The organism is Billgrantia kenyensis (assembly GCF_013697085.1).
Taxonomy (GTDB): Bacteria; Pseudomonadota; Gammaproteobacteria; order Pseudomonadales; family Halomonadaceae; genus Halomonas; species Halomonas kenyensis.
Map to the genome: position 1 here is coordinate 111,055 of NZ_JACEFT010000010.1, position 25,983 is coordinate 137,037.

Annotated in this window: 28 protein-coding genes; 16 read left to right on the top strand and 12 right to left on the bottom strand. The window is 65.0% G+C overall.

All coding sequences use genetic code 11. The annotated features are described in order from the left end of the window. Nucleotides 1–11 precede the first annotated feature (11 nt). Nucleotides 12–959 (bottom strand): AEC family transporter, encoded by a 948-nt coding sequence (locus tag H1D44_RS10105; protein WP_181514729.1) that lies wholly within the window; start codon nt 957–959, stop codon nt 12–14. Nucleotides 960–1,182: 223 nt separating this feature from the next. Between H1D44_RS10105 and H1D44_RS10110 the strand changes: the two genes are divergently transcribed. Genes H1D44_RS10110 through H1D44_RS10120 form a run of 3 tightly spaced genes read left to right on the top strand, consistent with a single transcriptional unit; the run spans nt 1,183 to nt 3,930 of the window. Further along, nucleotides 1,183–1,992, top strand: coding sequence for an alpha/beta fold hydrolase (locus H1D44_RS10110; RefSeq protein ID WP_181514730.1), 810 nt, complete (start codon nt 1,183–1,185; stop codon nt 1,990–1,992). Then, complete coding sequence (locus tag H1D44_RS10115) at nt 1,989–2,858, top strand: alpha/beta fold hydrolase (protein WP_181514731.1); 870 nt, start codon at nt 1,989–1,991, stop codon at nt 2,856–2,858. The genes H1D44_RS10110 and H1D44_RS10115 overlap by 4 nt, the downstream gene beginning before the upstream one ends. A gap of 19 nt (nt 2,859–2,877) precedes the next feature. Continuing rightward, nucleotides 2,878–3,930 carry a patatin-like phospholipase family protein gene (locus H1D44_RS10120; protein ID WP_181514732.1) on the top strand — a complete coding sequence of 351 codons (1,053 nt, stop codon included), beginning with the start codon at nt 2,878–2,880 and terminating at the stop codon, nt 3,928–3,930. 7 nt (nt 3,931–3,937) lie between these two features. On the opposite strand, the gene H1D44_RS10125 is transcribed toward H1D44_RS10120, so the two are convergent. Then, complete coding sequence (locus H1D44_RS10125; protein WP_181514733.1) at nt 3,938–4,516, bottom strand: Smr/MutS family protein; 579 nt, start codon at nt 4,514–4,516, stop codon at nt 3,938–3,940. 118 nt (nt 4,517–4,634) lie between these two features. Here H1D44_RS10125 and prmB point away from each other — a divergent pair, with 118 nt between their 5' ends. From prmB to phaC, 5 genes are all read left to right on the top strand, one after another. After that, nucleotides 4,635–5,585, top strand: a complete 951-nt coding sequence (gene prmB / locus H1D44_RS10130) for a 50S ribosomal protein L3 N(5)-glutamine methyltransferase (RefSeq protein WP_181514734.1) — start codon at nt 4,635–4,637, stop codon at nt 5,583–5,585. Nucleotides 5,586–5,616: 31 nt separating this feature from the next. After that, nucleotides 5,617–6,702 (top strand): chorismate synthase, encoded by a 1,086-nt coding sequence (gene aroC / locus H1D44_RS10135; protein WP_181514735.1) that lies wholly within the window; start codon nt 5,617–5,619, stop codon nt 6,700–6,702. Nucleotides 6,703–6,772: 70 nt separating this feature from the next. After that, the gene (locus tag H1D44_RS10140; protein ID WP_181514736.1) at nt 6,773–7,159 is read left to right on the top strand and encodes a DUF6489 family protein; all 387 of its coding nucleotides are present in this window, start codon (nt 6,773–6,775) and stop codon (nt 7,157–7,159) included. A gap of 209 nt (nt 7,160–7,368) precedes the next feature. Continuing rightward, a complete protein-coding gene (locus H1D44_RS10145; RefSeq protein WP_181514737.1) occupies nt 7,369–7,806 on the top strand; it encodes a phasin family protein in 438 nt (145 codons plus the stop codon). A gap of 186 nt (nt 7,807–7,992) precedes the next feature. After that, the gene (gene phaC, locus H1D44_RS10150; RefSeq protein WP_181514738.1) at nt 7,993–9,831 is read left to right on the top strand and encodes a class I poly(R)-hydroxyalkanoic acid synthase; all 1,839 of its coding nucleotides are present in this window, start codon (nt 7,993–7,995) and stop codon (nt 9,829–9,831) included. A gap of 83 nt (nt 9,832–9,914) precedes the next feature. Here the strand turns inward: phaC and lnt are convergent, their stop codons facing one another. The 5 genes from lnt to miaB form a co-directional block, all read right to left on the bottom strand. Further along, on the bottom strand, nt 9,915–11,411 hold the full coding sequence (lnt, locus tag H1D44_RS10155) for an apolipoprotein N-acyltransferase (RefSeq protein ID WP_181514739.1): 1,497 nt from the start codon (nt 11,409–11,411) through the stop codon (nt 9,915–9,917). 29 nt (nt 11,412–11,440) lie between these two features. Beyond that, nucleotides 11,441–12,316: an HlyC/CorC family transporter gene (locus H1D44_RS10160; protein ID WP_181514740.1), complete on the bottom strand. Its 876-nt coding sequence runs from the start codon at nt 12,314–12,316 to the stop codon at nt 11,441–11,443. Further along, nucleotides 12,309–12,830, bottom strand: coding sequence for an rRNA maturation RNase YbeY (gene ybeY, locus H1D44_RS10165; protein ID WP_181514741.1), 522 nt, complete (start codon nt 12,828–12,830; stop codon nt 12,309–12,311). The genes H1D44_RS10160 and ybeY overlap by 8 nt, the downstream gene beginning before the upstream one ends. Further along, on the bottom strand, nt 12,830–13,903 hold the full coding sequence (locus H1D44_RS10170) for a PhoH family protein (protein ID WP_181514742.1): 1,074 nt from the start codon (nt 13,901–13,903) through the stop codon (nt 12,830–12,832). The genes ybeY and H1D44_RS10170 overlap by 1 nt, the downstream gene beginning before the upstream one ends. 127 nt (nt 13,904–14,030) lie before the next feature. After that, nucleotides 14,031–15,374 (bottom strand): tRNA (N6-isopentenyl adenosine(37)-C2)-methylthiotransferase MiaB, encoded by a 1,344-nt coding sequence (miaB, locus tag H1D44_RS10175; RefSeq protein ID WP_181514743.1) that lies wholly within the window; start codon nt 15,372–15,374, stop codon nt 14,031–14,033. A gap of 225 nt (nt 15,375–15,599) precedes the next feature. Here miaB and H1D44_RS10180 point away from each other — a divergent pair, with 225 nt between their 5' ends. From H1D44_RS10180 to tmpT, 3 genes are all read left to right on the top strand, one after another. Further along, nucleotides 15,600–15,929, top strand: coding sequence for a DUF1820 family protein (locus H1D44_RS10180; RefSeq protein ID WP_181514744.1), 330 nt, complete (start codon nt 15,600–15,602; stop codon nt 15,927–15,929). A gap of 248 nt (nt 15,930–16,177) precedes the next feature. Continuing rightward, the gene (locus H1D44_RS10185; protein ID WP_238984380.1) at nt 16,178–16,759 is read left to right on the top strand and encodes a TIGR04211 family SH3 domain-containing protein; all 582 of its coding nucleotides are present in this window, start codon (nt 16,178–16,180) and stop codon (nt 16,757–16,759) included. Between the two features lie 15 nt (nt 16,760–16,774). Then, complete coding sequence (tmpT, locus tag H1D44_RS10190; RefSeq protein WP_181514745.1) at nt 16,775–17,416, top strand: thiopurine S-methyltransferase; 642 nt, start codon at nt 16,775–16,777, stop codon at nt 17,414–17,416. 71 nt (nt 17,417–17,487) lie between these two features. Here the strand turns inward: tmpT and H1D44_RS10195 are convergent, their stop codons facing one another. Next, entirely contained in the window at nt 17,488–18,078 is a 591-nt protein-coding gene (locus tag H1D44_RS10195; RefSeq protein WP_181514746.1) for a YajG family lipoprotein, read from the bottom strand. Nucleotides 18,079–18,260: 182 nt separating this feature from the next. Between H1D44_RS10195 and H1D44_RS10200 the strand changes: the two genes are divergently transcribed. Then, entirely contained in the window at nt 18,261–18,701 is a 441-nt protein-coding gene (locus tag H1D44_RS10200) for a GNAT family N-acetyltransferase (protein ID WP_181514747.1), read from the top strand. 15 nt (nt 18,702–18,716) lie between these two features. Here H1D44_RS10200 and H1D44_RS10205 read toward each other — a convergent pair whose 3' ends face one another. Genes H1D44_RS10205 through cysP form a run of 4 tightly spaced genes read right to left on the bottom strand, consistent with a single transcriptional unit; the run spans nt 18,717 to nt 22,549 of the window. Continuing rightward, on the bottom strand, nt 18,717–19,814 hold the full coding sequence (locus tag H1D44_RS10205; protein WP_181514748.1) for a sulfate/molybdate ABC transporter ATP-binding protein: 1,098 nt from the start codon (nt 19,812–19,814) through the stop codon (nt 18,717–18,719). Beyond that, nucleotides 19,811–20,638 carry a sulfate ABC transporter permease subunit CysW gene (gene cysW, locus H1D44_RS10210; protein ID WP_181514749.1) on the bottom strand — a complete coding sequence of 276 codons (828 nt, stop codon included), beginning with the start codon at nt 20,636–20,638 and terminating at the stop codon, nt 19,811–19,813. The genes H1D44_RS10205 and cysW overlap by 4 nt, the downstream gene beginning before the upstream one ends. Continuing rightward, a complete protein-coding gene (cysT, locus tag H1D44_RS10215; RefSeq protein ID WP_181514750.1) occupies nt 20,638–21,501 on the bottom strand; it encodes a sulfate ABC transporter permease subunit CysT in 864 nt (287 codons plus the stop codon). Before cysT ends, cysW begins: the two co-directional genes overlap by 1 nt. 37 nt (nt 21,502–21,538) lie before the next feature. Then, nucleotides 21,539–22,549 carry a thiosulfate ABC transporter substrate-binding protein CysP gene (gene cysP, locus H1D44_RS10220; protein WP_181514751.1) on the bottom strand — a complete coding sequence of 337 codons (1,011 nt, stop codon included), beginning with the start codon at nt 22,547–22,549 and terminating at the stop codon, nt 21,539–21,541. A 210-nt stretch (nt 22,550–22,759) separates the two neighbouring features. Between cysP and rpe the strand changes: the two genes are divergently transcribed. From rpe to trpE, 4 genes are read left to right on the top strand one after another with little or no spacing between them, the layout of a single operon-like run. After that, nucleotides 22,760–23,473 (top strand): ribulose-phosphate 3-epimerase, encoded by a 714-nt coding sequence (gene rpe / locus H1D44_RS10225; protein WP_181514752.1) that lies wholly within the window; start codon nt 22,760–22,762, stop codon nt 23,471–23,473. Next, nucleotides 23,470–23,763, top strand: coding sequence for a GIY-YIG nuclease family protein (locus H1D44_RS10230; protein WP_238984377.1), 294 nt, complete (start codon nt 23,470–23,472; stop codon nt 23,761–23,763). The genes rpe and H1D44_RS10230 overlap by 4 nt, the downstream gene beginning before the upstream one ends. Then, nucleotides 23,748–24,452, top strand: a complete 705-nt coding sequence (locus H1D44_RS10235; protein ID WP_181514753.1) for a phosphoglycolate phosphatase — start codon at nt 23,748–23,750, stop codon at nt 24,450–24,452. Before H1D44_RS10230 ends, H1D44_RS10235 begins: the two co-directional genes overlap by 16 nt. Beyond that, nucleotides 24,452–25,936 (top strand): anthranilate synthase component I, encoded by a 1,485-nt coding sequence (gene trpE / locus H1D44_RS10240; RefSeq protein ID WP_181514786.1) that lies wholly within the window; start codon nt 24,452–24,454, stop codon nt 25,934–25,936. Before H1D44_RS10235 ends, trpE begins: the two co-directional genes overlap by 1 nt. Nucleotides 25,937–25,983: the final 47 nt, after the last annotated feature.

The following is a 25,983-nucleotide window of genomic DNA, read 5'->3' on the forward strand; positions in this document are numbered from 1 at the left end:
CCATATCCAGCCTAGATCCAGCCGATGACTTTCAGGGCGAATACCCCCAAGGTGATGGTCAGGCTGGCCATGAGCGTGCTCAGGGCGATGATATTGGCCGAGAGTGCGGCATTGCCGCCCATCGCCTTGACCATCACGAAGCTGGCCGCCGCCGTGGGGCTGGCGAAGAACAGGAACAGCACGCCCAGCTCGCGCCCCTCGAAGCCGACCAGCCAGGCCGCGAGGGTGGCAAGCAGCGGCAGTGTGACCATCTTCATCACACTGGCACCTGTCGCCAGGCTGCCCGACGCCCTGATGGAGCCCAGCGACAGCGTTGCGCCGATGCAGATCAGGGCCAGCGGCAGGGTCAGTGAGGCAAAGTACTCCCCCGAGGTCATCAGCCAGCCGGGGAGGCGCAGCTCCAGTGCGGCCACCGGCACCGCGGCGACGACGGCGAGGATCAGCGGGTTACGCACGATATGGTGGATGATGCTGCGCCAGTCGGCGCTCTTGCCCTCCTGGTAAGTGGCCAGGGCGATGACCGAGAAGGCATTGTAGGTGAGGATCACCACGCCGAGCAGCAGGCCGCCGGCGGAGAGCCCGTATTCGCCGTACATGCCGGCCGCCAGCGCCAGGCCGACGATGCCGCAGTTGCCGCGAAAGGCCCCCTGCACGTAGACGCCGCGATCGGCATAGGGCACCCGCAGGATGGCCCAGCCCCAGGCCAGCAGGAAGCTGCCCAGGGTGGCGAGGGCGAAGAAGCCGAGCAGCCCGGGATTCAGGGTGGCGTCCAGGTCGGCCTTGATAATGCTGAGGAAGATCAGCGTCGGCATGGTGGCCTTGAACACCAGGCTCGATGCAGTGGAAATGAAGGCTTGGTCGATCCAGCCCAGGCGCTTGAGGCCCAGGCCGATGAAGACCATGGCGAAAACCGGCAGGGTGATCTCGAGGGTGGAGAGAAATAGCTGATAAAGGTTCATCCGCGAACCAACCACAGGCCGACAATGATCGCAGCGATCACGGTCAGGAAGAATACGCGGTTGCGTACGCGGGTATCACGACGAGGACGAGAGGAACGGGTCATGCAGGGCTCCAGGAGAAAAGCATGCGACATGGACCGGAGGTCGACTTGGCGAGATAGAGTAAACCCGTTAGCCTGCTATCGCCACTGGCGAGCTGCCCGAGCCGATACTGGATCCCGTCATGAATGAAAGCCCCACCCTTCCGCGATTGGTCTTCGCCCATGCCAACGGTTTCCCCGGCATGAGCTACCGCAGCCTGCTGGCGCCGCTGCATGAGCGCTTCGATATCCACCCGGTCGATCGCCTGGGACACCACCCCGATTATCCCGTGGGAGCCAACTGGCTGGCGCTGCGCGACGAGCTGCTGGAGCATGTGCTCGATGACGATGGGCCGATCATCGGCGTAGGCCACTCCATGGGCGGCGTGCTGATGGCCATGGCGGCGGAGCATGCGCCGCAACGCTTCCGTTGTGTGGTGATGCTCGATCCCCCGCTGATGCTTGGCCTCGATGCCTGGGGCATGAAGGTCGCCAAACGCTTCGGCTTCGTCGACAGGGTGACCCCTGCAGGCAAGAGCCAGGGGCGTCGTGCCTCGTGGCCGGACCGGGAGGCGATGGCCAACCACCTGCGCCGGCGCGGGTTGTTTCGGCGTTTCACTCCTCAAGCCCTGCATGACTATGTGGAGGGAGGAACTCGGCTGGGCAGCGATGGGGCTGCCGAGCTGATCTACGATCCGGCTATCGAAACCGAGATCTTTCGCAACCTGCCTGACCACCTGACGCGCCTACCACGACGCCTGCAGGTTCCCTTCGGCGTGCTGGCCGGCGGGGAGTCCGACCTGATCACGCCCAAGCGTCGGCGGCGCCTGGCCGCGCACGGCATTCCGCTGGCGCTGGTGCCCGGCAGCCATATGTTTCCCATGGAGCATCCCGCGGAGACCCGACAGGCCCTGCTGTCGATGCTTGACGAGCTGCTGGAGGAAAAGGAATGAGCCAAGCTCGACCATTGATGCTGGCAGAGGGCCGCCTGGCGGCCCTCGCCTGGGGTGAGGAGGACGCCCCCACCTGGCTGGCGCTGCACGGCTGGCTGGACAATGCCGCCAGTTTTATCCGCCTGGGGCCACTATTGAGCGAGCGGCTCGGTATTCGCATCGTGGCCCTCGATTTCGCCGGCCACGGGCACTCCCGCCACCGTGAAGGCGACTACGCCCTGTGGGACTATTGCCACGACCTGTTGGACGCAGCCGATGAGCTGGGACTCGAGCGAATGTCGTTGCTTGCTCATTCGATGGGTGCGGGGGTGGCCTGCCTGACTGCAGCGGCACTGCCGGAGCGCGTCGAGCGGCTGGTGCTGATCGATGGACTGGGTGCCGTCACCACGCCGGCCGAAGCGAGTGCCGCTCAGCTGCGCAAGGGGCTGAAGGCGGCCCGACGTCCACGCTCGACCGCGCCGCGCTATCCTGATAGCAGGACGGCGGTGGCAGCGCGCGTGTCCGGTGGAGTCACCAGTATCGATGCCGAAACGGCCGCTCCCCTGGTCGAGCGTAACCTGGCCCGGGAGGCCGACGGGCATGTGTGGCTGCGCACCGATGCACGCCTGCTGTGGCCGTCGCCGGTGCGGTTGACCCCGCAGCAGGCCCTGGCGCTGCTCGGAGCGATAGAGGCGCCGGCCCTGCTGATCGAAGGGGAAGGGGGAATCCTGGGCGAACGAGAGATGGCGCTGGCGGCCCGAGCGGCCGTTGCCCGGCTGACCCGGCGGGTGCTACCGGGTGGCCACCATCTGCACCTCGAGCCCGATAAGACAGTGTCAGTGGCGAAGGCCATTGAAGAGTGGCTGGGCGAGACGAACCGGCCGTGAGGGCGAAGCGAGGCAAGTCATGAGCAACAGGCAGGCGGCAGAGCTGGGTAAGCGAGTGGCACTGACCCTGGGCAGCGGTGGGGCGCGGGGCTATGCGCATATCGGTGTGATCGAGGTACTGGAAGCGCGTGGTTACGAGATCACCGCCATTTCCGGTTGCTCCATGGGCTCCGTGATCGCCGGCGTCTACGCAGCCGGTCAGCTCGAAGCCTATCGTGACTGGGTCTGTCAGCTCGATTACTTCGATGTGTTGAAGCTCGTGGATGTCACCTGGAGCCCGATGGGCGCCATGCGGGCCAGCAAGGTGATGAGCAAGCTCGAGGAGCTGATCGGCGACATCCAGATCCAGGACCTGCCGATTCCGTTGACCACCGTCGCCACCGACCTGGCGAGGCAGCGCGAGGTGTGGTTCCAGTCGGGGTCGCTTTTGCGCGCTATCCGGGCCTCGATCGCCATCCCCGGCGTCATCACGCCAGTGCACATCGATGATCGTACTCTGGTCGATGGGGGGCTGCTCAATCCCCTGCCGATCACGCCCACCGTCTCGTCGCATGCCGACATGATGCTGGCGGTCAACGTGACCGCTCACAGCGCGCGTCCGGTGTCACTGGAAGACCTGCTGCCAACCGAGGAGCAGCTCGAGGCGGAGGCTCAGGACGTTGCGCGGGGCTGGATGGACGTACGCGGGGCGACACGCTGGCTGTTCGAGGGCTTGGGGGCCGCCGAGGATGGGGAGGGCGAGGAAAACGGCAAGGGTGAACGGCCTGCCAACGGCCGGCGGGCCTGGGGCCGGCTGGACATGATCCTGGCTTCCTTTGACATCACCCAGGCGTCGCTTGCCAAGTACAAGATTGCCGGTTATCCGCCAGATGTGCTGATCGAGGTGCCCAAGACGGTCTGCGGCGCCTTCGAGTTCCATCGCGCCAGGGCGCTGATCCGCCTGGGGCGCCACCTGGCCATGGAGGCGCTGGACCGCTACGAGGGCCGCAAGCACAGCGGCGATGGCGGTAGCGGCGGCATGGTCGTGGAGCCGCCGCAGATGCCGGTCGATCGTGAATCGGGGGGTGGTTAGGCGCTGCCTAGAAGGCTTGACCTCGGCGGCGCAGCAGCACGTACACGGCACCGGTACCGCCATCGAGCTCCCGCGCCGAGCAGAAGGCCAGCACCGTCGGCCACTCGCGCAGCCAGGCGTTGATGTGGCTCTTGATCACCGGGTAATCCGCCGTGCTGCCCCACGCCTTGCCGTGCACCACCAGCACGCAGCGCATGCGGCTGCCCACCGCCTCCTTGAGAAAGCTTTCCAGCTCCAGGCGCGCCTCGTCGAGGCTGTAGCCGTGCAGGTCCAGCCCTGCCTCCCAGGCGATCTGGCCGCGCTTGAGCTGGCTGCGGGTGCGGTAGGGCAGGTCGGGCAGGGCGAAGTCGAGGAATTCCGAAGGGCGCACCGGCTCCACGCGACCATCGCTGGTGCGGCTGGCGCTTTCCGTCGTGTCGGCCGCCACCGCCGCGGCGCGACGCTCCGCTGCCGCCGGGTCGCGACGCTTGGGCCGCCCCGGGTCGGCACGATTGACGGCAATGCGACGTACGCCGGCCTCGCGCAGCGCCTGGCGAAAGGCGTTGCTGTCGTCGTCATCGTCGTCGGGTGGGCGGCGTTGGCTCATGCGGGGCTCGGGTGGTGTCGTCGAGCGGCCAGTATAACGGCCTGAGCGCGGCTGTGAACCGCCTGTCGCCGCGGGTACAATCGGGACATCGAACCCAACCGACTGTGCAGGACCTTTCGTGGCCAACTCCACCGATTCCCGCTCGACCCTGACCCTGGACGACGAGGCGCTGTGTCGCGACCTCCTCACGCTGCGCGACTACCTGCGCTGGGCCGCCAGCGAATTTCACCTGGCCGGCCTGCACCACGGCCACGGCACCGACTCCCCCTGGGACGAGGCCGTAGCGCTGACGCTGGGTGCGCTGCACCTGCCCTGGAACGTCGACCCCGCGGTGCTCGATGCACGCCTGCTGCCCGTGGAGCGGGCGCGTATCGTCGCGCTGGTGCGTGAGCGCATCACCTCGCGCCGACCGCTGCCCTATCTGCTGGGCGAGGCCTTCTTCGCCGGCTTTGCCTTCGACGTCGACGAGCGGGTGCTGATACCGCGTTCGCCCATCGCCGAGCTGATCGAGGCCGGCTTCGACGCCTGGTTTCCCGAGGAGCCGCCGGCGCGGGTGCTCGATCTCTGCACCGGCTCGGGCTGCATCGGCATTGCCGCTGCGCTGCACCTGCCCACCTGTGAGGTGGATCTGTCCGATGTCAGCGTCGATGCTCTGGCCGTGGCCAGACAGAATATCCAGCGTCACGACCTGGGTGCCCGGGTCAGGGCGGTACACTCCGACCTGTTCGATGGGCTGGCCGGGCCGCGCTACGACCTGATCGTCTCCAATCCGCCCTATGTCGACGCCCGCGATCTCGCCACCATGCCGGCCGAATACCGCCACGAGCCGGAGCTGGCCCTGGGTGCCGGTGCCGATGGGCTCGACATCGTGAGGCGCATCCTGCGCGAGGCGCGTCAGCACCTGGCCGACCACGGTGTGCTGATCGTCGAGGTCGGCAATTCCGATAGTCATCTGGAGGCGGCCTTCCCCGAGGTGCCGTTCCTGTGGCTCGACTTCGAGCGCGGCGGGCAGGGCGTGTTCGCTCTCACCGCTGCGGAACTCGACGCCCATGCGGCGTCCTTCGCCTGATCCACCACTCACGATATCGGGAGGCACGTCCATGTCCGGCAATACCTTTGGCAAGCTGTTCACCGTCACTACCTTCGGCGAGAGCCACGGCCCGGCGCTAGGCGCGATCGTCGACGGCTGTCCGCCGGGGCTGCCACTCAGCGAAGAAGACCTGCAGCGCGATCTGGACCGCCGTCGCCCCGGTACCTCGCGGCATACCACCCAGCGCCGCGAACCCGACCAGGTGCGCATTCTCTCCGGGGTGTTCGAGGGCGTGACCACCGGCACCGCCATCGGCCTGCTGATCGAGAACACCGACCAGCGCTCCAAGGACTACGGCAACATCAAGGATCAGTTTCGTCCCGCCCACGCCGACTACACCTATCATCACAAGTACGGCATCCGCGACTATCGCGGCGGCGGTCGCTCCAGCGCCCGGGAAACCGCCATGCGCGTGGCTGCCGGCGCCATCGCCAAGCAGTACCTGGCAAGCCAGGGCATCACGGTGCGCGGCTACATGAGCCAGCTCGGCCCGCTGGAGATTGCCTTCAAGCAGTGGGAGTCGGTGAACGCCAATCCCTTCTTCTGCCCCGATCCCGAGCGCGTACCCGAGCTCGAGGCCTTCATGGACCAGCTGCGCCGCGACCAGGATTCGGTCGGGGCGAAGATCACCGTGGTCGCCGAAGGGCTGCCCCCCGGACTGGGCGAGCCGGTCTTCGACCGCCTCGATGCCGAGCTGGCGCATGGGCTGATGAGCATCAATGCAGTGAAAGGGGTGGAGATCGGTGACGGCTTCGCCGCGGTGGCTCAACGTGGCAGTGAACACCGCGACGAGATGACGCCGCAGGGCTTTCTCTCCAACCATGCCGGCGGCGTGCTCGGAGGGATTTCCTCGGGTCAGCCGCTGATCGCTCACCTGGCGCTCAAGCCCACTTCCAGCATCACCCTCCCCGGACGCAGCATCGACGTGCACGGTAACCCGGTCGAGGTGGTGACCAAGGGGCGTCACGACCCCTGCGTGGGCATCCGCGCCACGCCCATCGCCGAAGCGATGATGGCGCTGACGCTGATGGACCATCTGTTGCGACATCGGGCACAGAATACTGACGTAGCGGTGCAGACGCCTGTGCTGCGCTGAGTCTGGTGCAGCAAGGTTGAGCTTCGCGCTGGGTTGCTACACTAAGAGAACACTTGAGCAGGGTATTGCCATGAAGATCAACGTCGAGTTCGACCTGACGCCCGAGGAGTTCCGTCGTTCACTGGGACTGCCGGACGTCGAAGCGTTCCAGCAGGAGTTGCTGAACCGGATTCAGAGGCAGATGGAGTCAGGGGTCGAAGGCTACGATCCCATGAGCCTGATGAAGCCATTCCTGCAGCAGGGCTTTTCCCAGGACATGAGCCAGGGGCTCTCCCAGGGGCTGGCCAGTTTCGGTACCTACCAGCAGATGATGCTCGACATGCTGCGCCAGGCGGGAAGCTCGATGGGCAAGTCGAAACCGCCCGAGGAGGCCAGCGAAGCCGAAGCCCCCGCCAAGCCAAGTGGCAAGGCCAAGACGGCCAGTGCGCGGTCGCGCTCTCGACGCACGGAGCAGTAGCTGACAGGAGGACAGGCCGGCCTTGACTGAAGTGTAAGGGTATTGCAGCGGGCGCCATGGCAGGATACGCTTTGTGCGGTGCAGCATTGGCGTCATGGCAAGCGGCAGCAGTTGCTCGCGCAGTGTTCACTGAAAGGCGCCGGGAAGGTTGCCAACAATGGTGCTGGCGCTGTTTCCCGCATGATTCAGGTCTACAGGAGGTCAACCCCATGCAGGACAAGATGTTCGACGAATTCAACCAGCAGACGCGGCGTTTCTTCGAACCCATGCGCAAGCTCAACTCGCTGATGCTCGGCAACATGGAGAAAATGACCGAGTACCAGCTGGAAGCGATGAAACGCTACAGCCAGATGGGTACCGAGCGCATGCGCAGCGCCTCGGAGATTCGAGATGCCGAGGACCTGCAGGCCTTCGGTGCCCAGCAGGCCGAGATGATGAACCAGCTCTCGCGCCAGATGATGGAAGACGCCCAGGCCCTTGGCGAAATGAGCCAGCAGTTCCGCGCCGAACTGGAGCAGCTGTTCGGTGAAGTCAGCCAGGAACTGTCCGACCAGGCCAAGCAGCCCGAAGCCGCCTCCAAGGCAACGGCATCCAGCAAGTCCGAGGCTCCCGCCAAGGCAAGCAGTCAGGCATCACGCAAGAGCTGACAGCCGTCCGGCGCCGGAAACATCGGATGCAGCCGTCTCCAGAGGCCTGGCAAGGCCCGTGGAGGCGGCCCCGCTTCTGATGTTGGTGGGTTGTCGGCGGTGCCTTTCGTGCGATGGGCAACTGTGGTGCGGGGGCGGACTGTAGTGCAGAGTCGATAAACAAGGGTCGAAAAACAGGAGTGGGCAATGCAGTCAGGGGACACGGTTATTTCCCAGGCCGAACTGGATGAGTGGAACGGACAGCTTCAGGAGTTGGGCCAGCATTACCAGGCCCTGTTGCACGAGTTGCTCGAGCGCATGGCGCCCGATGCGGCAGCGGACTCCATCCAGGCAGACATGCACGAAGCTTTCCGCGCCGGTGCCGAGTCGCTGATGCGCAACCCGCAGCTGCTATGGCAGACACAGGCTCGCCTGGTACAGGACCAGTTTCAACTCTGGCAGCAGGGCCTGCAGGCCCTGGCCGGCAACCTGGGCGAGCCGCTGGTATCCCCGCCCAGAAACGACCGGCGCTTCAAGGACGAGGCCTGGCACCAGGAGCCCTTCTATCGCGCCATCATGCAGCAGTATCTGCTGTTCTCCGGCGCCGTCGAGGAGCTGGTCGAGCAGCTCGATGGCCTGCCTGAGCAGCAGAAGCGCAACCTGGCGTTCTACGCTCGCCAGCTGGTCAACGCCATGGCGCCGACCAACTTCGCCACCACCAATCCCGAGGTGATGCGCCGCACGCTGGAGACCAAGGGGCAGAACCTGGTCGAAGGGCTCGCACAGTTGCGCCGCGACCTGGCCAACTCCGCCGATGGCCTCAACGTGGCGATGACCGATCGTACCGCTTTCGAGATCGGCCACAATATTGCCGTTACTCCCGGCTATGTGGTCTACGAGAACGAGCTGATCCAGTTGATCCAGTACACGCCGACCACCGAAACGGTGTTCAAGACGCCGCTGCTGATCGTGCCGCCCTGGATCAACAAGTACTACATACTCGACCTGCGGCAGGACAACTCGCTGGTCAAGTGGCTGGTCGACCAGGGGCATACGGTGTTCCTGATCTCCTGGCGAAACCCCGGGCCCGAGCAGCGTGACCTGACCTGGGCCGACTACATGCAGATGGGGCCGATCGCTGCGATGGAGGCCATCGAGCAGGCCTGCGGCGAGAAGTCGGTCAATCTGCTCAGCTACTGTATTGGCGGCACGCTGGCGGCCTCCACCGTGGCGTTTCTCACCAGCACCCGGCGTGGGCGCAAGGTCAAGTCGGTCACCTACATGGCCACACTGCAGGACTTCCGTGACCCGGGCGAGCTTGGTGTGTTGCTCAGCGAGCCGATCCTCCAGGGGATAGAGGCACGCATGCAGCAGGACGGCTACCTGGACGGCCGCTCCATGGCCTACACCTTCAACCTGCTGCGAGAGAACGACCTCTTCTGGTCTTTCTATATCAGCAATTATTTGAAGGGCGAGAACCCCGCTCCCTTCGACCTGCTCTACTGGAATACCGACGGCACCAACCTGCCGGCCGGTACCCACGGCTGGTACCTGCGCCACATGTACCTCGAGAACCGCCTGGTGGAGCCCGGCGGCATCGAGCTCGATGGGGTCAAGATCGATCTGCGCAAGATATCCACGCCGAGCTACTTCGTTTCCACCCGCGACGATCATATCGCCAAGTGGAACAGCACCTACTACGGCGCGCTGCTGCCCAAAGGGCCGGCGACCTTCGTGCTGGGTGGCTCTGGCCACATCGCAGGCATCGTCAACCCGCCGCACAAGAACAAGTACGGCTACTGGACCAACGATGAGCTACCGGAGGATCATGAAGCCTGGCTTGACGGGGCCGAGGCCCACGAAGGCTCCTGGTGGCCCCACTGGCAGCGCTGGATGACGGAAGGTGGTTACGCCGATGCCAGCAAGATGGTGCCTGCGCGGCAGCCGGGTGAGGGTGAGCTGAAGCTGCTGGAAGAGGCGCCGGGGCGCTACGTGCGCATGACCATCCCCGAGGTGCTGGGCGAAGTGCCGGCCAAGTCCGACTGAACCCATACCCATAGAGCACAGTGAGGCCCGCTGATGCGGGCCTCATTGTGCTGGGAATTCCTGTAGCCGTGCTGCAAAGCCATTCAGCTTTGCCGGGAGGCCATCGTGCCTTGCCGTCGGTACTGCGGGCGTCGCAGGCCGGGGAGTACGAGCAAGGCACTCAACAACCACACTGGCCAGCTTCCGGTGCGGGTAAAGGGCGTCAGACCCTGCATGGGAACGGCCTCGGCGAGCAGGGCGACCGTCTCGAACTGCGGGGCACTGGCGACCAGGCGGCCATGCGGATCGATCACGGCGGTAACGCCGTTGCTGGTGGCGCGTACCACGTAGCGGCCGTTCTCCAGCGCCCGCAGGCGTGCCATTTGCAGGTGTTGAAGCGGACCGATGGATTCACCGAACCAGGTGTCGTTGGACACCGTCAGCAGCATTTCCGCGTTGCGGGCCTGCTCCGCCACGGGGTCGGCATAGATGATCTCGTAACAGATGGCGTTGCCGATCATGGTGCCGGCGGCCCGCACCGGGGCCTGGCCCGAGGGCCCGGGGGTCATTGCCGGCATCGGTAGATCGAAGAAGGCAATGGTGCCGCGCAGCCAGCGCTCGAGTGGCAGGTACTCGCCGAACGGGACCAGGTGCGCCTTGCGATACTCGCCCTCGGCGTTGCCCAGCCCGATCACACTGTTGAAGTAGAGCCCGCGTTCGTCGCGTTGCAGAATGCCGGTCAGTATTGCGCTGCCGGGCTCCAGATGGGCCTGAGCGCGGGCCAGGATCGGCTCGGCCTCGTCCTCGAACATTGGCAATGCCGCCTCCGGCCAGACGATCAGGTCGGCATCATCGGCGTACTCTCGCGTCATCTCCAGATAGGTATTGGCGGCGATGCGTCGGCCTTCCGGTGTCCATTTGATCAGTTGATCCAGGTTGCCCTGCAGCAGTGCGACCCGCAGGGGATCGCCGGCAGGCTCGGTCCACTGGCTGGGTAGCGCCAGCGGCACCAGCCACATGGCGGCGATGGGGGCGGCCGTCCACCAGCGGCGGCGCAGGAACTCTGCTCCCAGGGTGCCGGTTAGCGCCGTGATCAGCGACAGCAGGTAGACCCCGCCAATGGGTGCCCAGGGTGCCAGCGGAGAATCGACATGGGAGCTGCCCAGCAGCAGCCACGGGAAGCCGGTGAACAGCCAGGTACGCAGCCATTCGCCCAGAACCCAGGCACCGGCGAAGGTCAGAAAGGCCAGGCGCTGGCCGCACAGCAGGCGGTAGAGCCACAGGGTTGCGGCGATGAACAGCGCCATGGCGCAGACGAAAAGGGTGGTGAGAAACACCGCCAGCGGCACCCCGGTGTAACCGTAGTCGTGAATCGAGACGTAGACCCAGGAGGCGCCGGAGCCGAACAGGCCGACGCCGTAGCACCAGCCCAGCAGGCCAGCCTGCAGCGGGCGCAGTGGCCGGATTGCCCAGTAGACGAGGCCGACGGCCAGTGGCCCCAACCACCAGAGCTCATAGGGAGAAGCGGTCAGGGTGGTCAATACGCCGGCGACAAGAGCGGCGAAATAGCCCAATGCCGGAGGCGGTCGAGAGTCAGGCATGCTGTGTCCGTACCAGGGCAGCCCTGGAATCAATCCTGTGACAGTGCAGGCTCGTCCTGCTGGACGGCCTCGAGGAGTCTAATGCGGCGATTGTCGGCGTTGAGAACGGTGAAACGCCAGCCGCCCAGCTCGGTGTGTTCGCCGCGACCGGGGAGGTGGCCGAAGCGCTGCATCACCAGGCCCCCCACGGTGTCGAATTCGTCGTCGGAGAAACGCGTGCCGAAGCGCTCGTTGAAGTCCTCGATCGGCGTCAGCGCACGAATGGCGTAGCGGCCTTCTCCGAGGGCGCGAATGTCGTCTTCCTCCTCGGTGTCGTGCTCGTCCTCGATGTCGCCGACGATCTGTTCGAGGATATCTTCGATGGTGACGATGCCCGCGGTGCCGCCATATTCATCGACCACCACGGCCATATGGTTGTGGGTGTCGCGGAATTCCTTGAGCAGGCTGTTGAGGCGCTTTGATTCCGGAACGAACATGGCGGGGCGCAGCACGTCCTCGAGGCAAAAGCGCTCGCGCTCCGAAGCGGGGCGGTTGAGCAGTTTCAGCAGGTCCTTGACCAGCAGCAGGCCCTTCACCTCGTCAAGGTTCTCGCCGATCACGGGATAGCGGGAGTGGCCGGTTTCGTTGATCAGCGCGAGGTATTCCTCGGCGGGCTGGTCCACGGCGATGGCGGTGACCTGGGAACGAGGGATCAACACCTCCCGGACCTGCTGGTCGCTGATCTGCAGCGCGCCCTCCATGATCATCATGGCGTCCTGGTCGAGCTTGAGCCGTGTTGCCGCCTCGCGCAGGAACTCCATCAATTCCTCACGAGAGCTGGGACCTTCACTGTCTCCCGAGAGGGCGCCGAGCAGTTTGTCGAGCCAGGACCTGCTGCCCTGACCGGTCGTTCGGTCGTCACTCATCGTCGCGTCTCTTGTCCTTGCTTTCGACTTGTTGTCCGTCGTTTTCCGGGAGTGGCGAATAGGGATCGGCGATGGCGAAGTCCGCCAGGATCTCCCGCTCCAGCTGCTCCATCGCCTCCGCCTCCGTCTCCTCGAGATGATCGTGCCCGAGAAGGTGCAGCATACCGTGCACTACCAGATGGGCATAGTGGTCACCGAGCTGCTTTCCCTGTTCATGCGCTTCGTTTTCCACCACCGGGTGGCACAGCACCAGGTCGCCAAGGAGGGGCAGGGTGATGCCGGGTGGGTTGTCGAAGGGGAAGGAGAGCACGTTGGTGGGCTTGTCGCGTCCACGGTAGTCGCGATTGAGCGCCTGGCTCTCCTCGGCATCGACGAAGCGAATGGTGACTTCGTGGCGTGCCTCCCGGGGAAACCGAGCCAGCACGGCGCCGATCCATGCCTCCAGGCTGGCCTGTTCGGGCATCCCTTTGCCCGAGGTAGCAAGCTGGCGGTCGACGATGGGCGCCTGGCGCATTATTCGGCGTCTTCCCTGCTGCGTCCGCGCTCCTGGCGCAGCGCTTCGCGCTCGCGCTCGCGGGCTTCGCGGCGGGCGCGCTCCTGCACCTCCTGCTCGGCCTCGAAGCTTTCGTAGGCCTCGATGATGCGCTGTACCAGTGGGTGGCGAACCACGTCCTTGGCGGCGAAGTGGGTGACGCCGATGCCGGGGGTCCCCTTGAGCACCTCGAGGACCTGAATCAGGCCCGAGCTCTGGCCACGGGGCAGATCGACCTGGGTCACGTCACCGGTGATCACCGCGGTGGAGCCGAAGCCGATGCGCGTGAGGAACATCTTCATCTGTTCGCGCGTGGTGTTCTGGCTCTCGTCGAGGATGATGAAGGCGTTGTTGAGAGTGCGTCCACGCATGTAGGCCAGCGGGGCGATCTCGATCACCTGACGCTCGATCAGCTTGCCTACCTGCTCGAAGCCGAGCATCTCATAGAGAGCATCGTAGAGCGGGCGCAGGTAGGGATCGATCTTCTGTGCCAGGTCACCGGGCAGAAAACCGAGCTTCTCGCCGGCCTCGACGGCAGGGCGTACCAGCAGGATGCGGCGTACCTCCTGCTGGTTGAGCGCCTCCACCGCCGCGGCCACGGCCAGGTAGGTCTTGCCGGTACCGGCCGGGCCGATACCGAAGTTTATGTCGTGCTGGCGGATGCTCGAGACGTAGCTCTGCTGGTTTAGGCCGCGGGGCTTGACGAGCAGCTTGGGGGTGCGCAACAGGATCTCATCGTCGGCCAGGCCCTCCTCCTCGTCGAGGGCCTCGCGCCCCGATTCCTGCAGGAAGAGGTGCACGGTATCCGGCGACAGATCGCTGGCCTCGGCTTCACGATAGAGATGCTCGAGAATGTTGGCCGCAGCCTTGACCCGATGACCGGGCCCGGCGAGCTGAAAGACGTTGCCGCGATTGCGCAGCGTGACGCCCAGGCGCTCCTCGACCAGCTTCAGGTGCTCGTCCCGCTGCCCGCAAAGATTGGCGAGTCGCTGTGGGTCATTGGGCTCGAGGCTCAAGGTGATGATGCGATTGGCCTGTGCGGCGTGTTGACTCAAGGTGGCGAAATTCCTGCGTTGCGTGGTTTGGCACCCAGCTTACTGCCCCACCTCTTGGCAGGGCAATCACTGCGGTAACGAGACTATCAGGACCGCTGTGTCGTGGGCGTTCCGGTGCTTGCTGACGTCAGTGTAGCGCCGGAGAGGCCAGTTCGCCGCGCAGCGAGTTGGGCAGTGCTTCGGTAATGGTCACGTCGACGAAGTAGCCGATCAGCTCGGTGGGGTTGGCAGCGCGGAAGTTGACCACCCGGTTGTTCTCGGTACGCCCGGAGAGCTGGCCGGGGTCCTTGGGCGAGAAGCCGCTGACCAGGATACGTTGGGTGGTCCCCACCATGCGCCGAGAAATCTGCATCGCCTGCTGGTTGATACGCTCCTGCAGGATCGCCAGGCGCTGCTTCTTGACGCTTTCCGGGGTGTCGTCGTCGAGCGCCGCCGCCGGGGTGCCGGGGCGGGCCGAGTAGACGAAGCTGAAGGAGTGATCGAAGCCGATGCGATGGATCAAGTCCATGGTCGCCTCGAAGTCCTCGTCGCTCTCACCGGGGAAGCCGATGATGAAGTCCGACGAGAAGCTGATGTCCGGGCGCAGTGCGCGGATACGTTCCATCTTCTCGATGTACTCAGCCGCGGTGTGGCCGCGCTTCATGGCGGCCAGGATGCGGTCGGAGCCGGACTGTACCGGCAGGTGCAGGTGGCTGACCAGCTCGGGGATCTCGCCGAAGGCCTCGATCAGGCTGGCGGAGAACTCCACCGGATGAGAGGTGGTGAAGCGAATGCGATCGATCCCTTCCACCGCCGCCACGCAGGCGATCAGTTCGGCCAGGTCGATCTCGTCGCCAAGCCGGTTCTCGCCGCGATAGGCGTTGACGTTCTGGCCCAGCAGGTTGATCTCGCGAACGCCCTGGTCCGCCAGGTGGATCACCTCATCCATCACCGCCTCGAAGGGGCGCGAGACCTCCTCGCCGCGCGTGTAGGGCACCACGCAGAAGGTGCAGTACTTGGAGCACCCTTCCATCACCGAAACGAAGGCGGTGGCGCCATCGGAACTCGGCTTGGGCAGATGGTCGAACTTCTCGATTTCGGGGAAGGTGACGTCGACCACCGAGATCTGGTCCTGGCGGCGAGAGTCGAGCATCGCCGGCACGCGGTGCAGGGTCTGGGGGCCGAACACCATGTCGACATGCGGAGCCCGCTTGCGCAGCGCCTCGCCTTCCTGGCTGGCCACGCAGCCGCCGACGCCAATGACCAGGTCGGGGTTGGCTTCCTTGAGCTTTTTCCAGCGGCCGAGTTGGTGGAAGACCTTTTCCTGGGCCTTCTCGCGAATCGAGCAGGTATTGAGCAGGATGACGTCGGCCTCGCCTTCGTCATGGGTCAGCTCGAGCTGATGCGATTCGCCAAGTAGATCCGCCATGCGAGCGGAGTCGTACTCGTTCATCTGGCAGCCGTGGGTCTTGATGAAGAGTTTCTTCGCCATAAGGATCGGGGTCGGTTTTCCGACGCGTGCGTCACCGGTGAGTGGAGTGTCGCGGGAAAGGGCTTCGTGAAGCCTATCTCGATAGGTGACGGCATTATACGGAAGCGTGCCCAAAGGGGCCAGAGGAGCACTGCACGGCCGGACGACTGTGATACCCTTGGCGGTTGTGGCAGGCCCCGCTGGTGCGGGCTTCAGCGTAACCGAATGTTAGGGATAAACGGCCTTATGGCGGCCAAACCGATCTATCGAGTGGTATTTCATCAACAGGGCGAAATCTGGGAGCTCTACGCCAGGGAAATCTTCCAGAGCGAACTTTGGGGCTTCATCGAGGTCGAGGAATTCGTCTTCGAGGATGGTTCGAAGCTCGTGGTCGATCCTTCTGCCGACCGCCTGCGACACACCTTCGATGGGGTCAAGCGCAGCTATCTGCCGCTCAATGCCATCGTGCGGATCGATGAGGTGGAGCGTGAGGGCCCCCCCAGAGCAGTCAAGAGCGAGGGACGCGTGGCCGAGTTTCCGCGTGGTCCGATGCTGCCGCCGAAGAGCGAGCGCTGATCGCAACGAACGCAGGGGACGGCATTCCCACGGCCTGCTCAGGAAATGACCATCCTGCCGCAAGCCAGTGGCGGAGTGCCAGACGGCTGGCTTTCCAGCGGTTTTCCCGGGGCTTATCCAAAGATTCTGTGGACAGGCCACTGATTGACATGAGCCACGGGCGCCCGGACCTTGGCGGCGTGGCAGATATCCAGGACAACGGCATGAAGCATCGTTTCAAGTTCTTTCTCACCGGCGTTGCGCTGGGCATGGTGGCCCTTCCGCTACAGGCCCAGCAGCCAGAGGGCGCCAACCTTTGGGTTTCCGACGCCTTGACTACCTATGTTCGCAGCGGGCCGACCGACGGCTATCGCATCGTCGGCACCCTGACGGCTGGCGAGCCGGTCACCCTGCTCGAGACCAGCGGCAACTACAGCCGGGTCGAAAATGGTGACGGCGATCGAGTATGGATACTGAGCAACGAGCTCCAGTCCTCGCCGAGTGCAAGCTCCCAGCTGCCACAGCTGGAAGAGCAGGTGGCGCAGCTCGAGGAGGAGCTCGACGGCATCAACGAGACCTGGGAAGAGCGGGTGTCTGCGATGACCGAGACGCTCGAGGCACGGGAACTGCGCATTGCCGAGCTGGAAGCCCGGAACAGTGAGCTCGACGGCGAATCTGACCGCTCGCGCCAGACCATACGCCAACTGCAGGCGCGCCTGGATACCCAGGAAGAAGATCTCTTGATGCGCTACTTCATGTATGGCGGCGGCGTGGCCGGTGCCGGCCTGCTGGTAGGGCTGATCATTCCCCATCTGCCGCGCAAGCGGCGCAAGCGCGACCGCTGGTTCTAGGCAAGAGGGTAGGGTATGACGCATGAATGGCTGGACCGCTGGCGCGAGGGGCGCATCGGCTTTCATCGCCACGATGTACACCCGGCCCTGGCGCGACACTGGCCCCGGCTAGGCGTGCGGCCCGGCACCAAGGTGCTGGTTCCACTATGTGGAAAGAGCCTCGACATGCGCTGGCTGGCGCACCGCGATCATCCGGTGCTGGGTATCGAGCTTGCCGAGGAGGCCATCGAACAGTTCGTGGCCGAAGGGACGGCTGATGTTTCTCGCTATCAGCAGGAGCCCTTTGCCATCTGCCGTCAGGGCAGCGTGGAGCTTTGGTGCGGCGACTTCTTTCACTTTCATATCGACCAGGCCGCCGAGATCGGCGCCTTCTATGATCGCGCAGCGCTGATTGCCCTGCCGCCCGCCACCCGCCAGCGCTACGCTTTTCATCTGGCTCAGCTGATTCCTCCCGGTGCCAAGGGCCTGTTGATCACCCTGGCCCGGACCCTCGGCGATGAGACGGCAGGGCCGCCTTTTCAGGTGACGGCCGATGAGGTGCGTGAGCTGTTCGAGCCCAACTTCCAGGTAACGCACCTGGAGGATGGCGAGTCGGAAGAGGGCAGTGGCTTTCGTGAAAGCGTCTGGGCCCTGGCCAGGCGTGGGCCTTCGATCTAGCAGGTCTTGCGAACGTCATCAGATCCGCGCCGGGGCAGCTTGAAGGCGGCCCCGGCGCGGCTTGGCGATCCTCAGCGAGCCAGCATCTGGGCCAGCTCCGGATCGCTGAAAGCGCGGTCAAGGGCGTCGGCGATCAGGTCGTTGAGCATACGGCGGTTGGCGTCACGCCCCGGGCGCATGGCATAGGTCTGGGTGCGGCGGGAGGTATAGGTGCCGGTGTAAGTCGAGCCCTGGTTGGTGACCTTGACCTCCAATACGGCTTCCAGACGGGCTTCGTCGACCACCGGACGGCTTTCGCCGCGCTCATAGCCGAGGTGGAGCATCGTGACCGTCAGGCCGGGACGCCCGCTGGCGGGCTCGGTGGTGGGAGAGAACCCCATGTCGCGGACGGCACGCTCTGCCTCGCGCTGCAAGTTCGGCACCAGTTCGTGGGCGCTGACGCTGATCACGGCGGTGGACATCGCGCTGCCGGTGCGAGTGCCGATCACTTCGCTGCCACGCTCGTCCACTGCCGCCACCGTCACGGCCTGGTCACTGCCGACCTGAGGAACCGAGACGCTGCGTTGCGGGTTCAATTGCAGATAGTGGGGGCTGGCGCAGCCGGCCAGCAGCGCGGTCGCCAGCAAGGCAGCTGCGAAACGCAGGGCATTACGTCGGTTCATTTTCCCTCCGGTAGTCGTCGAACAGGGCAGGGCCTGACCTGATGTTGGCGACGGCGATGCCATGCAGGGTACAGGTTTCAGGTAGTTACGTAGTATATCGCCAAGCGTTGAGGGGCGACAGCGTTGAGCTACTGCCAGGGGAAACGGTTACACTACGCCGAATTGTGTGTTGGAGTCGCTTCATGATTCGTCTCGCCGAACCCGAAGACATACCTCAGCTCGTCGATATCTGGCTACGTGCCTCGCGCTTGGCTCACGCTTTCATTCCTGAGGCATTCTGGCTGGAGCGGGCCGACGACATGGCGCGTCGCTATCTGCCCGCCGCGGAAACCTACGTGCTCGAAGCGGCGGGGCGGGCCGTGGGTTTTGCCGCGCTCAATGGCGAGCATCTCGAAGCGCTGTTCATCGACCCTGACGTGCAGAGCTTCGGCCATGGCACTCATCTGATGGCGCACGCCATGTCCTGCCGCGAGCGCATCACGCTCTGCGTCTATTCTCGTAACGTCCGTGCCGTCTCTTTCTATCGGCGGCTGGGCTTCCAGTTCGTCGAGGAGCGCATGGACCCACTCAGCGGCGAGCAGGAGACGCTCATGCTCTGGTCGCGCCAGCCGCAAGAGCCTTGACGGACGCGTAGCCGGTCAGCTTACCGCTTCCGAAGCCCGGGCCTTCCGTTCGCTGCACTCGGTGGGAAATCGGTGCCAGCGGTGCGGCAAGGCATACAGGCGAGCGCCACGGGAGAGGCCGAGTCGCTCGTAGCTGGCGTGGCTGATCGCGGCCAGCCAGGGCTCTCCCAGCCAGTCGGCTTCGAGTTCCACGCGTACCTCCGCGCCGACCGGCGAGATGGCCGTGACGGTGACCGGCAGGTGTGCCTCGTTGGTTGGAGCCTCGGCCAGTTCCACCTCGTGAGGGCGCAGCAGCAGTTCTTCCGAGCCGTCGGCCAGATCAACCGCCAGACGCGCATCGCCGCAGGTCAGTACGCCGTTGCGCACGGACCCCTCGAGATGGTTGACGTCGCCCAGGAACTCGAACACGAAGCGGTTGACCGGCCGCCGGTAGAGCTCGTCGGGGGTATCGATCTGCTCGATGCGGCCGTTGCTCATCACCACCACCCGGTCAGAGAGCTCCAGCGCTTCCTCCTGATCGTGAGTGACGAACAGGCTGGTGAAATTCAGCTCGTCGTGGAGGTGACGAAGCCAGCGGCGCAGTTCCTGGCGCACCTTGGCATCTAGCGCGCCAAAAGGCTCGTCGAGCAGCAGCACATCGGGGCGCAGGGCCAGGGCGCGTGCCAGCGAGACCCGCTGCTGCTGGCCGCCGGAGAGCTGGGATGGATAGCGCTGCGCCATGTGCTCGAGCTTGACCATCTCCAGCAGGCGGTGCACCCGGCTGCGGATCTCACCGCTCGAGGGGCGGCTCTTGCGCGGCATCACGGTCAGCCCGAAGGCCACGTTGTCGAATACCGTCATGTGGCGAAACAGCGCGTAGTGCTGGAAGACGAAGCCGATACGGCGGTCGCGCACGTGCAGCTGGGTCACGTCACGCTCGCCGAACAGGATGCGAGCACCGGCGGCAGGGTCTGCGCTTTCCAGCCCGGCGATGATGCGCAGCAGGGTGGTCTTGCCGGAGCCGGAGGGGCCCAGCAGGCCGACCAGCTCGCCTTCGGCGATATCCAGGCTGATTGGCTCGAGTGCCTGGGTCCTGCCGAAGTGCTTGCCGATGTCGTGAAGGCGGATGCTCATGAGTGAACCTCCCGGCGCGCGGCGCGCCATTCCAGGCTGGCCTTGGCGACCAGCGTGAGCAGGGCGATCAGTGCCAGCAGCGACGCGCTGGCGAAGGCACCCACAGTATTGTAGTCCTGGTAGAGCTGCTCGAGGTGCAGCGGCAGGGTATTGGTCTGGCCGCGAATGGCGCCGGAGACCACCGACACGGCGCCGAATTCGCCCACCGCCCGCGCGTTGGTCAGGATCACGCCGTAGAGCAGCGCCCAGCGGATGTTGGGCAGCGTGATACGGCGAAAGATCGTCCAGCCGGGTGCGCCCAGGGTCACGGCGGCCTCTTCCTCGCGGGAACCCTGGGCCTGCATCAGCGGGATCAGTTCGCGGGCAACGAAGGGGCAGGTAACGAAAATGGTCACCAGCAGGATGCCGGGCCAGGCGAACATCAGCTGGATATCGTGGCCATCCAGCCAGGCGCCAAGCCAGCCGGTGCGGCCGTAGAGCAACAGGTAGACCAGCCCCGCCACCACCGGGGAGACGGCGAAGGGAATGTCGATCAGGGTCTGCAGGATCCGCCGCCCCGGAAAGCGGAAGCGGGTCACCAGCCAGGCCAGCGCCACGCCGAATACCAGGCACACTGGGATCGTCAGCACGGCGATCAGCAGCGTCAGCTGGATCGCCGCCACGGTGTACTGGTTGGTGACGTTGACCCAGAACACGTCGAAGCCCCGGGCGAAGGCCTGGGCGAAGATCGCCACCAGCGGCAGCAGCAGGAACAGCGCCGCCAGCACCACGGCGGCAGCGATCAGCAGGCGCCGGACGGCGGGGCCATCACCGATTCGTTGCATCAGCCGTGTCCTCCATGCAGGCGCTTGACGAAGCGCCCCTGCCAGATATTGATCGCCAGCAGCAGGGCGAGCGAGACGAAAAGCACCACCGAGGCGATGGCCGAGGCGCCGGCGTAGTCGTACTCCTGCAGGCGCACGAAGATCATCAGCGCGGTGATCTCGGTCTCGTATGGCATGTTGCCGGCAATGAAGATGATCGCGCCGAACTCGCCCAGCGAGCGCACGAAGGCGAGCCCGGTACCGGTCACCAGGGCCGGCCACAGGTGCGGCAGGATCACTCGGCGAAAGCCGGTGAAATCCGAGGCACCGAGGGTCAGCGCGGCTTCGTCCATCTCGTGGGGCATGTCCTCCAGTACCGGCTGCACCGTACGCACCACGAAGGGAATGCTGGTGAAGGCCATGGCCAGGGCAATCCCGACCCAGGTGTAGGCTACCTGCAGGCCCAGCGGCTCGAGTAGCTGACCCATCCAGCCGTTGCTGGAGTAGAGCGTGGCCAGGGTGATGCCGGCTACGGCCGTAGGCAGGGCGAAGGGCAGGTCCATCAGCGCGTCGAGCAGGCGCTTGCCCGGAAATTCGTAGCGCACGAGTACCCAGGCCAGCAGCAGGCCGAAGGCGCCATTGACGATGGCTGCCACCGCGGCGGCACCGATGGTGACCACGTAGCTCGCTACCACCCGCTCGTGGGTGATGATCGCCCAGTACTCGGCCAGGCTCAGCCCGGCCAGCTGGCCAAACAGCCCGGTCATGGGCAGCAGCAGCATCAGCGAGACGAAGGTCAGGCTGATGCCGAGCGAAAGGCCAAAGCCCGGCAGCACCCGCTTGGGGGTGCTGCCGAGGCCGATGGCGAAGGACCGAGTGCTCATGTTGCCTCGTCTCTTGCCTGGCGGTCAGCGTCCGCCATCAGCGGCGGCGCTGCAGCTGCTCGAGCAGCCCGCCGCTGCCGAAGTGAATGTCCATCGCTTCTTCCCAACTGCCGACAATCTCCTCGACGGTCAGCAGTTCGGTCTCGGGGAACTGGTCGGCGAACTCCTCGACCACGGTCTCGTGGTGTACGCGGTAGTTGAAGCCGGCCAGCTGGCGCTGGGCCTCCTCGCTGTAGAGGTACTCCAGGTAGGCTCGGGCCAGGTCCAGGTTGCCGTTGCGTTCGGCGTTGGGCTCGACCACGGCCACCGGGAACTCGGCCAGGATGCTGACCGGCGGCACGATCACTTCGTAATCCTCGCGGCCGTACTCCTGGCGGATGTTGTTGACCTCGGACTCGAAGCTGATCAGCACGTCGCCGCGGTTGCGCTCGATGAAACTGGTGGTGGCGCCGCGTCCGCCGGTATCGAACACCGCCACGTTGCGCAGGAAGGTGCGCATGAAGTCGTGGACCTGTTCCTCGTCACCGTCGAACTGCTGCTGGGCGAAGCCCAGGGCGGCCAGGTAGGTATAACGGCCGTTGCCGGAGGTGTTGGGGTTGGGGAAGACCATGCTCACGTCCTCGCGAACCAGGTCGTCCCAGCTTTCGATGCCCTTGGGGTTGTCCTTGCGCACCAGGAAGGCGGTGGTGGAGTAGTATGGCGAGGCGTTGTTGGGCAACTGTTCCTGCCAGTCTTCGGCGACCAGGCCGGCATCGGCCAGCACCTGTACGTCGGTGACCTGGTTGTAGGTCACCACGTCGGCGCGCAGCCCCTGCAAAATGGCGCGGGCCTGGGCCGAAGAGCCGCCGTGGGACTGTTGGATGGCGATCTCTTCAGCTTCCTCCGCCTGCCAATGGGCGCTGAACTCCGGATTGATGGCGGAAAACAGTTCGCGGGCAATGTCATAGGAGGAGTTGAGGATTTCGCGCTCGGCGGCCATCGCCGGGGCTGACAGGCCAAGGCCCAGGGCGGCGGCGATCAGGGAACGGCGAAGGGTGGGAAGCAGCATGGGGGTGTCTCCAGCCAGAGGGGAACATTGGTTGCAAGAGTAGAGCTGCCTAAAGGGAATTACAATCCGTCTTTTGATTCTATTTGGCTATATCGATCATTGAAGCCGCTACACTCCATCATCCGCCGACACCGAGGCCCTGGCTGCCCGATGCCGCGTGCAGTCTGGTAACATGGTGGCTTTCATACAGTTCGATGGCTGAAACCTCTGATGAGCGACGCGAACCGCGACTTCCTGATAGCCCCTTCGATCCTTTCCGCCGACTTTGCCCGGCTGGGCGAGGAGGTGGACAACGTGCTGGCCGCCGGGGCGGACATCGTTCATTTCGACGTGATGGACAACCACTATGTGCCCAACCTGACCATCGGGCCGATGGTCTGCGAGGCGCTACGCAAGCACGGCGTTACCGCCCCTGTCGATGTGCACCTGATGGTCAAGCCGGTTGACCGCCTGATCGGCGATTTCATCGACGCCGGTGCCAGCTACATCACTTTTCATCCGGAAGCCTCCGAGCATATCGACCGCTCGCTCCAGCTGATCCGTGACGGCGGCTGCAAGGCCGGTCTGGTGTTCAATCCGGCTACGCCCCTGGCCTATCTCGACTACGTGATGGACAAGGTCGACATGATTCTGCTGATGAGCGTCAATCCCGGCTTCGGCGGCCAGGCCTTCATTCCGGGCACGCTCGACAAACTGCGCGAGGCGCGCCGACGCATCGATGCCTCGGGCCGCGACATTCGCCTCGAGATCGATGGCGGTGTGAAAGTGGAAAATATCGCCGAAATCGCTCGCGCCGGGGCCGATACCTTCGTCGCCGGATCGGCGGTGTTCAAGGCGGGCAGTGACAGCGACCCTCATCGTTATGACAGTGTCATGCGCGATTTCCGCGAGCAGCTGGCCTCGGTGGGGGGCGACGACCAGTGAGCTCGCCGCCCTCACCCTGGTACCTCTATGTGATCGAGACTTCCGAGAGGGCGCTCTATACCGGTATTACCACCGATGTCTCCCGGCGCTTGTCGCAGCATGAGGCCGGGCGCGGTGCCAAGGCCCTGAGAGGGCGCGGCCCGCTCACGCTGGTGCATCATGAGTTGGTCGGCGAGCGGGGAGAAGCGCTGCGCCTGGAGGCTGAGGTCAAGCGCCTCCCTGCGGCTCGCAAGCGGGCCTGGCTCGAAGTCCGCCGAGGAAACAAGGAGCTGTCATGCACCCCATCCTGAACGACATACGCCTGATCAGCTTCGACCTCGATGGTACCCTGGTCGATTCCGTCCCCGACCTGGCGGCTGCAGTGGACAAGGTGCTGGAGGAGATCCCCCTGCCGCCGGCCGGAGAAGACAAGGTCAGCCGCTGGGTCGGCAATGGCTCGCTGAAGCTCGTCGAGCGGGCCCTGACCGATGCCTTGGGCTCCTCGCCGTCGCAGCAGCACCTGGAGCAGGGCCACTCGCGCTTCCTGTATCACTACGGCCAGGACGTGGGGTCGCGCACGCGTCTCTTTCCCGGCGTCGTCGAGGCGCTCGAAGGACTGAGCGCACAGGGTCTGCATTTGACCCTGGTGACCAACAAGCCCCAGGCCTTTATCCAGCCGTTGCTGGCCAGCCTCGGGCTCGAGGGATACTTCGCTCTTTGCCTGGGCGGCGATGCCTTGCCGCAGAAGAAGCCCGACCCTGCACCCCTGCTGCACGTGGCCGACCACTTCGGCTTGTCGCCTTCGGCCTGTCTGATGGTAGGGGATTCTCGCCACGACGTTGCCGCCGGTCGCGCCGCAGGCTTTCGTACCCTGGCGGTGCCCTATGGCTACAATCACGGCGAGCCGGTCAGCGACAGTCGGCCGGATGCGCTGGTCGATTCACTGGCGGAGCTCGTCGCGCCCGCTGCCAATCCCTTTTCTGCGAGGAGCCGGGCATGATGACACCCGAGCGTTTCGATGAGCTGGCCAAGGCCGGCTACAACCGCATTCCGGTCACCCGCGAGGTACTGGCCGACCTGGACACGCCGCTGTCGACCTATCTGAAGCTTGCCGACGAGCCGTGGACCTTCCTGCTCGAGTCGGTTCAGGGTGGCGAGAAGTGGGGGCGCTACTCGATCATTGGGCTGCCGTGCCACGAGCGCATCGAAGTGCGGGGCTTCAGCATCCGTCATTACCGGCACGACGAGTGTCTCGAGCAGGTCGAGGTAGAGGACCCGCTGACGTGGGTCGAGCAGTTCCAGCAGCGCTTCCGGGTCCCGCGCCTGGATGATCAGCCGCGCTTCGATGGTGGCCTGGTGGGCTACTTTGGCTACGACACCATTCGCTATATCGAGCCGCGCCTGCGGGGCGTGGAGAAGCCCGACCCCCTGGGCGTGCCGGATATCCTGCTGATGGTGTGCGACGACCTGGTGGTGTTCGACAATCTCTCGGGGCGTCTGACCCTGTGGACCCATGTCGACCCGGCTTCCGGCGATGCCTACGCAAGGGCGGTAGGTCGCCTGGAGGCACTGGAGCAGCGCCTGCGCACCGCCGTGGTCAACGCCTCGAGCCCCGGCACCGGGCGTAGCGAGGTGGAGGAAGGGCATTTCACTTCGGGGTTCACCGAAGCCGGCTTCAAGGCAGCGGTGGAGAAGATCAAGGAGTACGTGCTGGCCGGCGACGTGATGCAGTGCGTTCCTTCGCAGCGCATGTCGATTCCCTACCAAGCGCCGCCGCTGGATCTCTACCGCGCACTGCGCAGCCTCAATCCCTCGCCCTACATGTTCTTCTTCAACCTGGGCGACCATCACGTGGTGGGCTCTTCTCCCGAGATCCTCACTCGCCTGGAGGATGGCGAGGTCACCGTGCGGCCGATCGCGGGTACCCGCGTGCGTGGCAGGAGCGAGGAGGAGGATCGGGCGCTGGAGGCCGACCTGCTGGGCGACCCCAAGGAGGTGGCCGAGCACCTGATGCTGATCGACCTGGGACGCAACGACGTAGGCCGTATCAGTGAGACGGGCACGGTACAGGTCACCGACCAGATGGCCGTGGAGCGCTACTCCCACGTCATGCACATCGTCTCCAACGTCACCGGCCGTCTGAAGCCTGGCCTCTCCGCCATGGATGTGCTTCGTGCCACCTTTCCGGCAGGCACCCTGTCGGGTGCGCCCAAGGTCCGGGCACTGGAGATCATCGATGAGCTGGAGCCGGTCAAGCGCGGTATCTATTCCGGAGCGGTGGGCTATCTCTCCTGGCATGGCAACATGGATACCGCCATCGCCATCCGCACGGCGGTGATCAAGGATGGCGAGCTGCACGTGCAGGCCGGCGCCGGTGTAGTGGCCGACTCCGTCCCCGAGCTCGAGTGGCAGGAAACCCTCAACAAGGGGCGCGCCATCTTCCGTGCCGTGGCCATGGCCGAAAAGGGGTTGGACAACCTGTAGGCGAGCCCCGGCCCCTGGATGACAGGGGGCCAGGTTCAGTTAACAGG

Excerpts from the sequence above, each read along its gene's own strand:
- trpE (WP_181514786.1), top strand. The coding sequence starts at position 24,452 with ATGACACCCGAGCGTTTCGATGAGCTGGCCAAGGCCGGCTACAACCGC.
- H1D44_RS10180 (WP_181514744.1), top strand. The coding sequence starts at position 15,600 with ATGGCGGCCAAACCGATCTATCGAGTGGTATTTCATCAACAGGGCGAA.
- H1D44_RS10140 (WP_181514736.1), top strand. The coding sequence starts at position 6,773 with ATGAAGATCAACGTCGAGTTCGACCTGACGCCCGAGGAGTTCCGTCGT.
- H1D44_RS10125 (WP_181514733.1), bottom strand. The coding sequence starts at position 4,516 with ATGAGCCAACGCCGCCCACCCGACGACGATGACGACGACAGCAACGCC.
- H1D44_RS10200 (WP_181514747.1), top strand. The coding sequence starts at position 18,261 with ATGATTCGTCTCGCCGAACCCGAAGACATACCTCAGCTCGTCGATATC.
- aroC (WP_181514735.1), top strand. The coding sequence starts at position 5,617 with ATGTCCGGCAATACCTTTGGCAAGCTGTTCACCGTCACTACCTTCGGC.
- miaB (WP_181514743.1), bottom strand. The coding sequence starts at position 15,374 with ATGGCGAAGAAACTCTTCATCAAGACCCACGGCTGCCAGATGAACGAG.
- H1D44_RS10160 (WP_181514740.1), bottom strand. The coding sequence starts at position 12,316 with ATGAGTGACGACCGAACGACCGGTCAGGGCAGCAGGTCCTGGCTCGAC.
- ybeY (WP_181514741.1), bottom strand. The coding sequence starts at position 12,830 with ATGCGCCAGGCGCCCATCGTCGACCGCCAGCTTGCTACCTCGGGCAAA.
- cysT (WP_181514750.1), bottom strand. The coding sequence starts at position 21,501 with ATGAGCACTCGGTCCTTCGCCATCGGCCTCGGCAGCACCCCCAAGCGG.
- H1D44_RS10145 (WP_181514737.1), top strand. The coding sequence starts at position 7,369 with ATGCAGGACAAGATGTTCGACGAATTCAACCAGCAGACGCGGCGTTTC.
- H1D44_RS10115 (WP_181514731.1), top strand. The coding sequence starts at position 1,989 with ATGAGCCAAGCTCGACCATTGATGCTGGCAGAGGGCCGCCTGGCGGCC.
- lnt (WP_181514739.1), bottom strand. The coding sequence starts at position 11,411 with ATGCCTGACTCTCGACCGCCTCCGGCATTGGGCTATTTCGCCGCTCTT.
- H1D44_RS10185 (WP_238984380.1), top strand. The coding sequence starts at position 16,178 with ATGGTGGCCCTTCCGCTACAGGCCCAGCAGCCAGAGGGCGCCAACCTT.
- H1D44_RS10105 (WP_181514729.1), bottom strand. The coding sequence starts at position 959 with ATGAACCTTTATCAGCTATTTCTCTCCACCCTCGAGATCACCCTGCCG.
- phaC (WP_181514738.1), top strand. The coding sequence starts at position 7,993 with ATGCAGTCAGGGGACACGGTTATTTCCCAGGCCGAACTGGATGAGTGG.
- H1D44_RS10110 (WP_181514730.1), top strand. The coding sequence starts at position 1,183 with ATGAATGAAAGCCCCACCCTTCCGCGATTGGTCTTCGCCCATGCCAAC.
- H1D44_RS10205 (WP_181514748.1), bottom strand. The coding sequence starts at position 19,814 with ATGAGCATCCGCCTTCACGACATCGGCAAGCACTTCGGCAGGACCCAG.
- rpe (WP_181514752.1), top strand. The coding sequence starts at position 22,760 with ATGAGCGACGCGAACCGCGACTTCCTGATAGCCCCTTCGATCCTTTCC.
- cysP (WP_181514751.1), bottom strand. The coding sequence starts at position 22,549 with ATGCTGCTTCCCACCCTTCGCCGTTCCCTGATCGCCGCCGCCCTGGGC.
- H1D44_RS10195 (WP_181514746.1), bottom strand. The coding sequence starts at position 18,078 with ATGAACCGACGTAATGCCCTGCGTTTCGCAGCTGCCTTGCTGGCGACC.
- H1D44_RS10235 (WP_181514753.1), top strand. The coding sequence starts at position 23,748 with ATGCACCCCATCCTGAACGACATACGCCTGATCAGCTTCGACCTCGAT.
- tmpT (WP_181514745.1), top strand. The coding sequence starts at position 16,775 with ATGACGCATGAATGGCTGGACCGCTGGCGCGAGGGGCGCATCGGCTTT.
- cysW (WP_181514749.1), bottom strand. The coding sequence starts at position 20,638 with ATGCAACGAATCGGTGATGGCCCCGCCGTCCGGCGCCTGCTGATCGCT.
- H1D44_RS10120 (WP_181514732.1), top strand. The coding sequence starts at position 2,878 with ATGAGCAACAGGCAGGCGGCAGAGCTGGGTAAGCGAGTGGCACTGACC.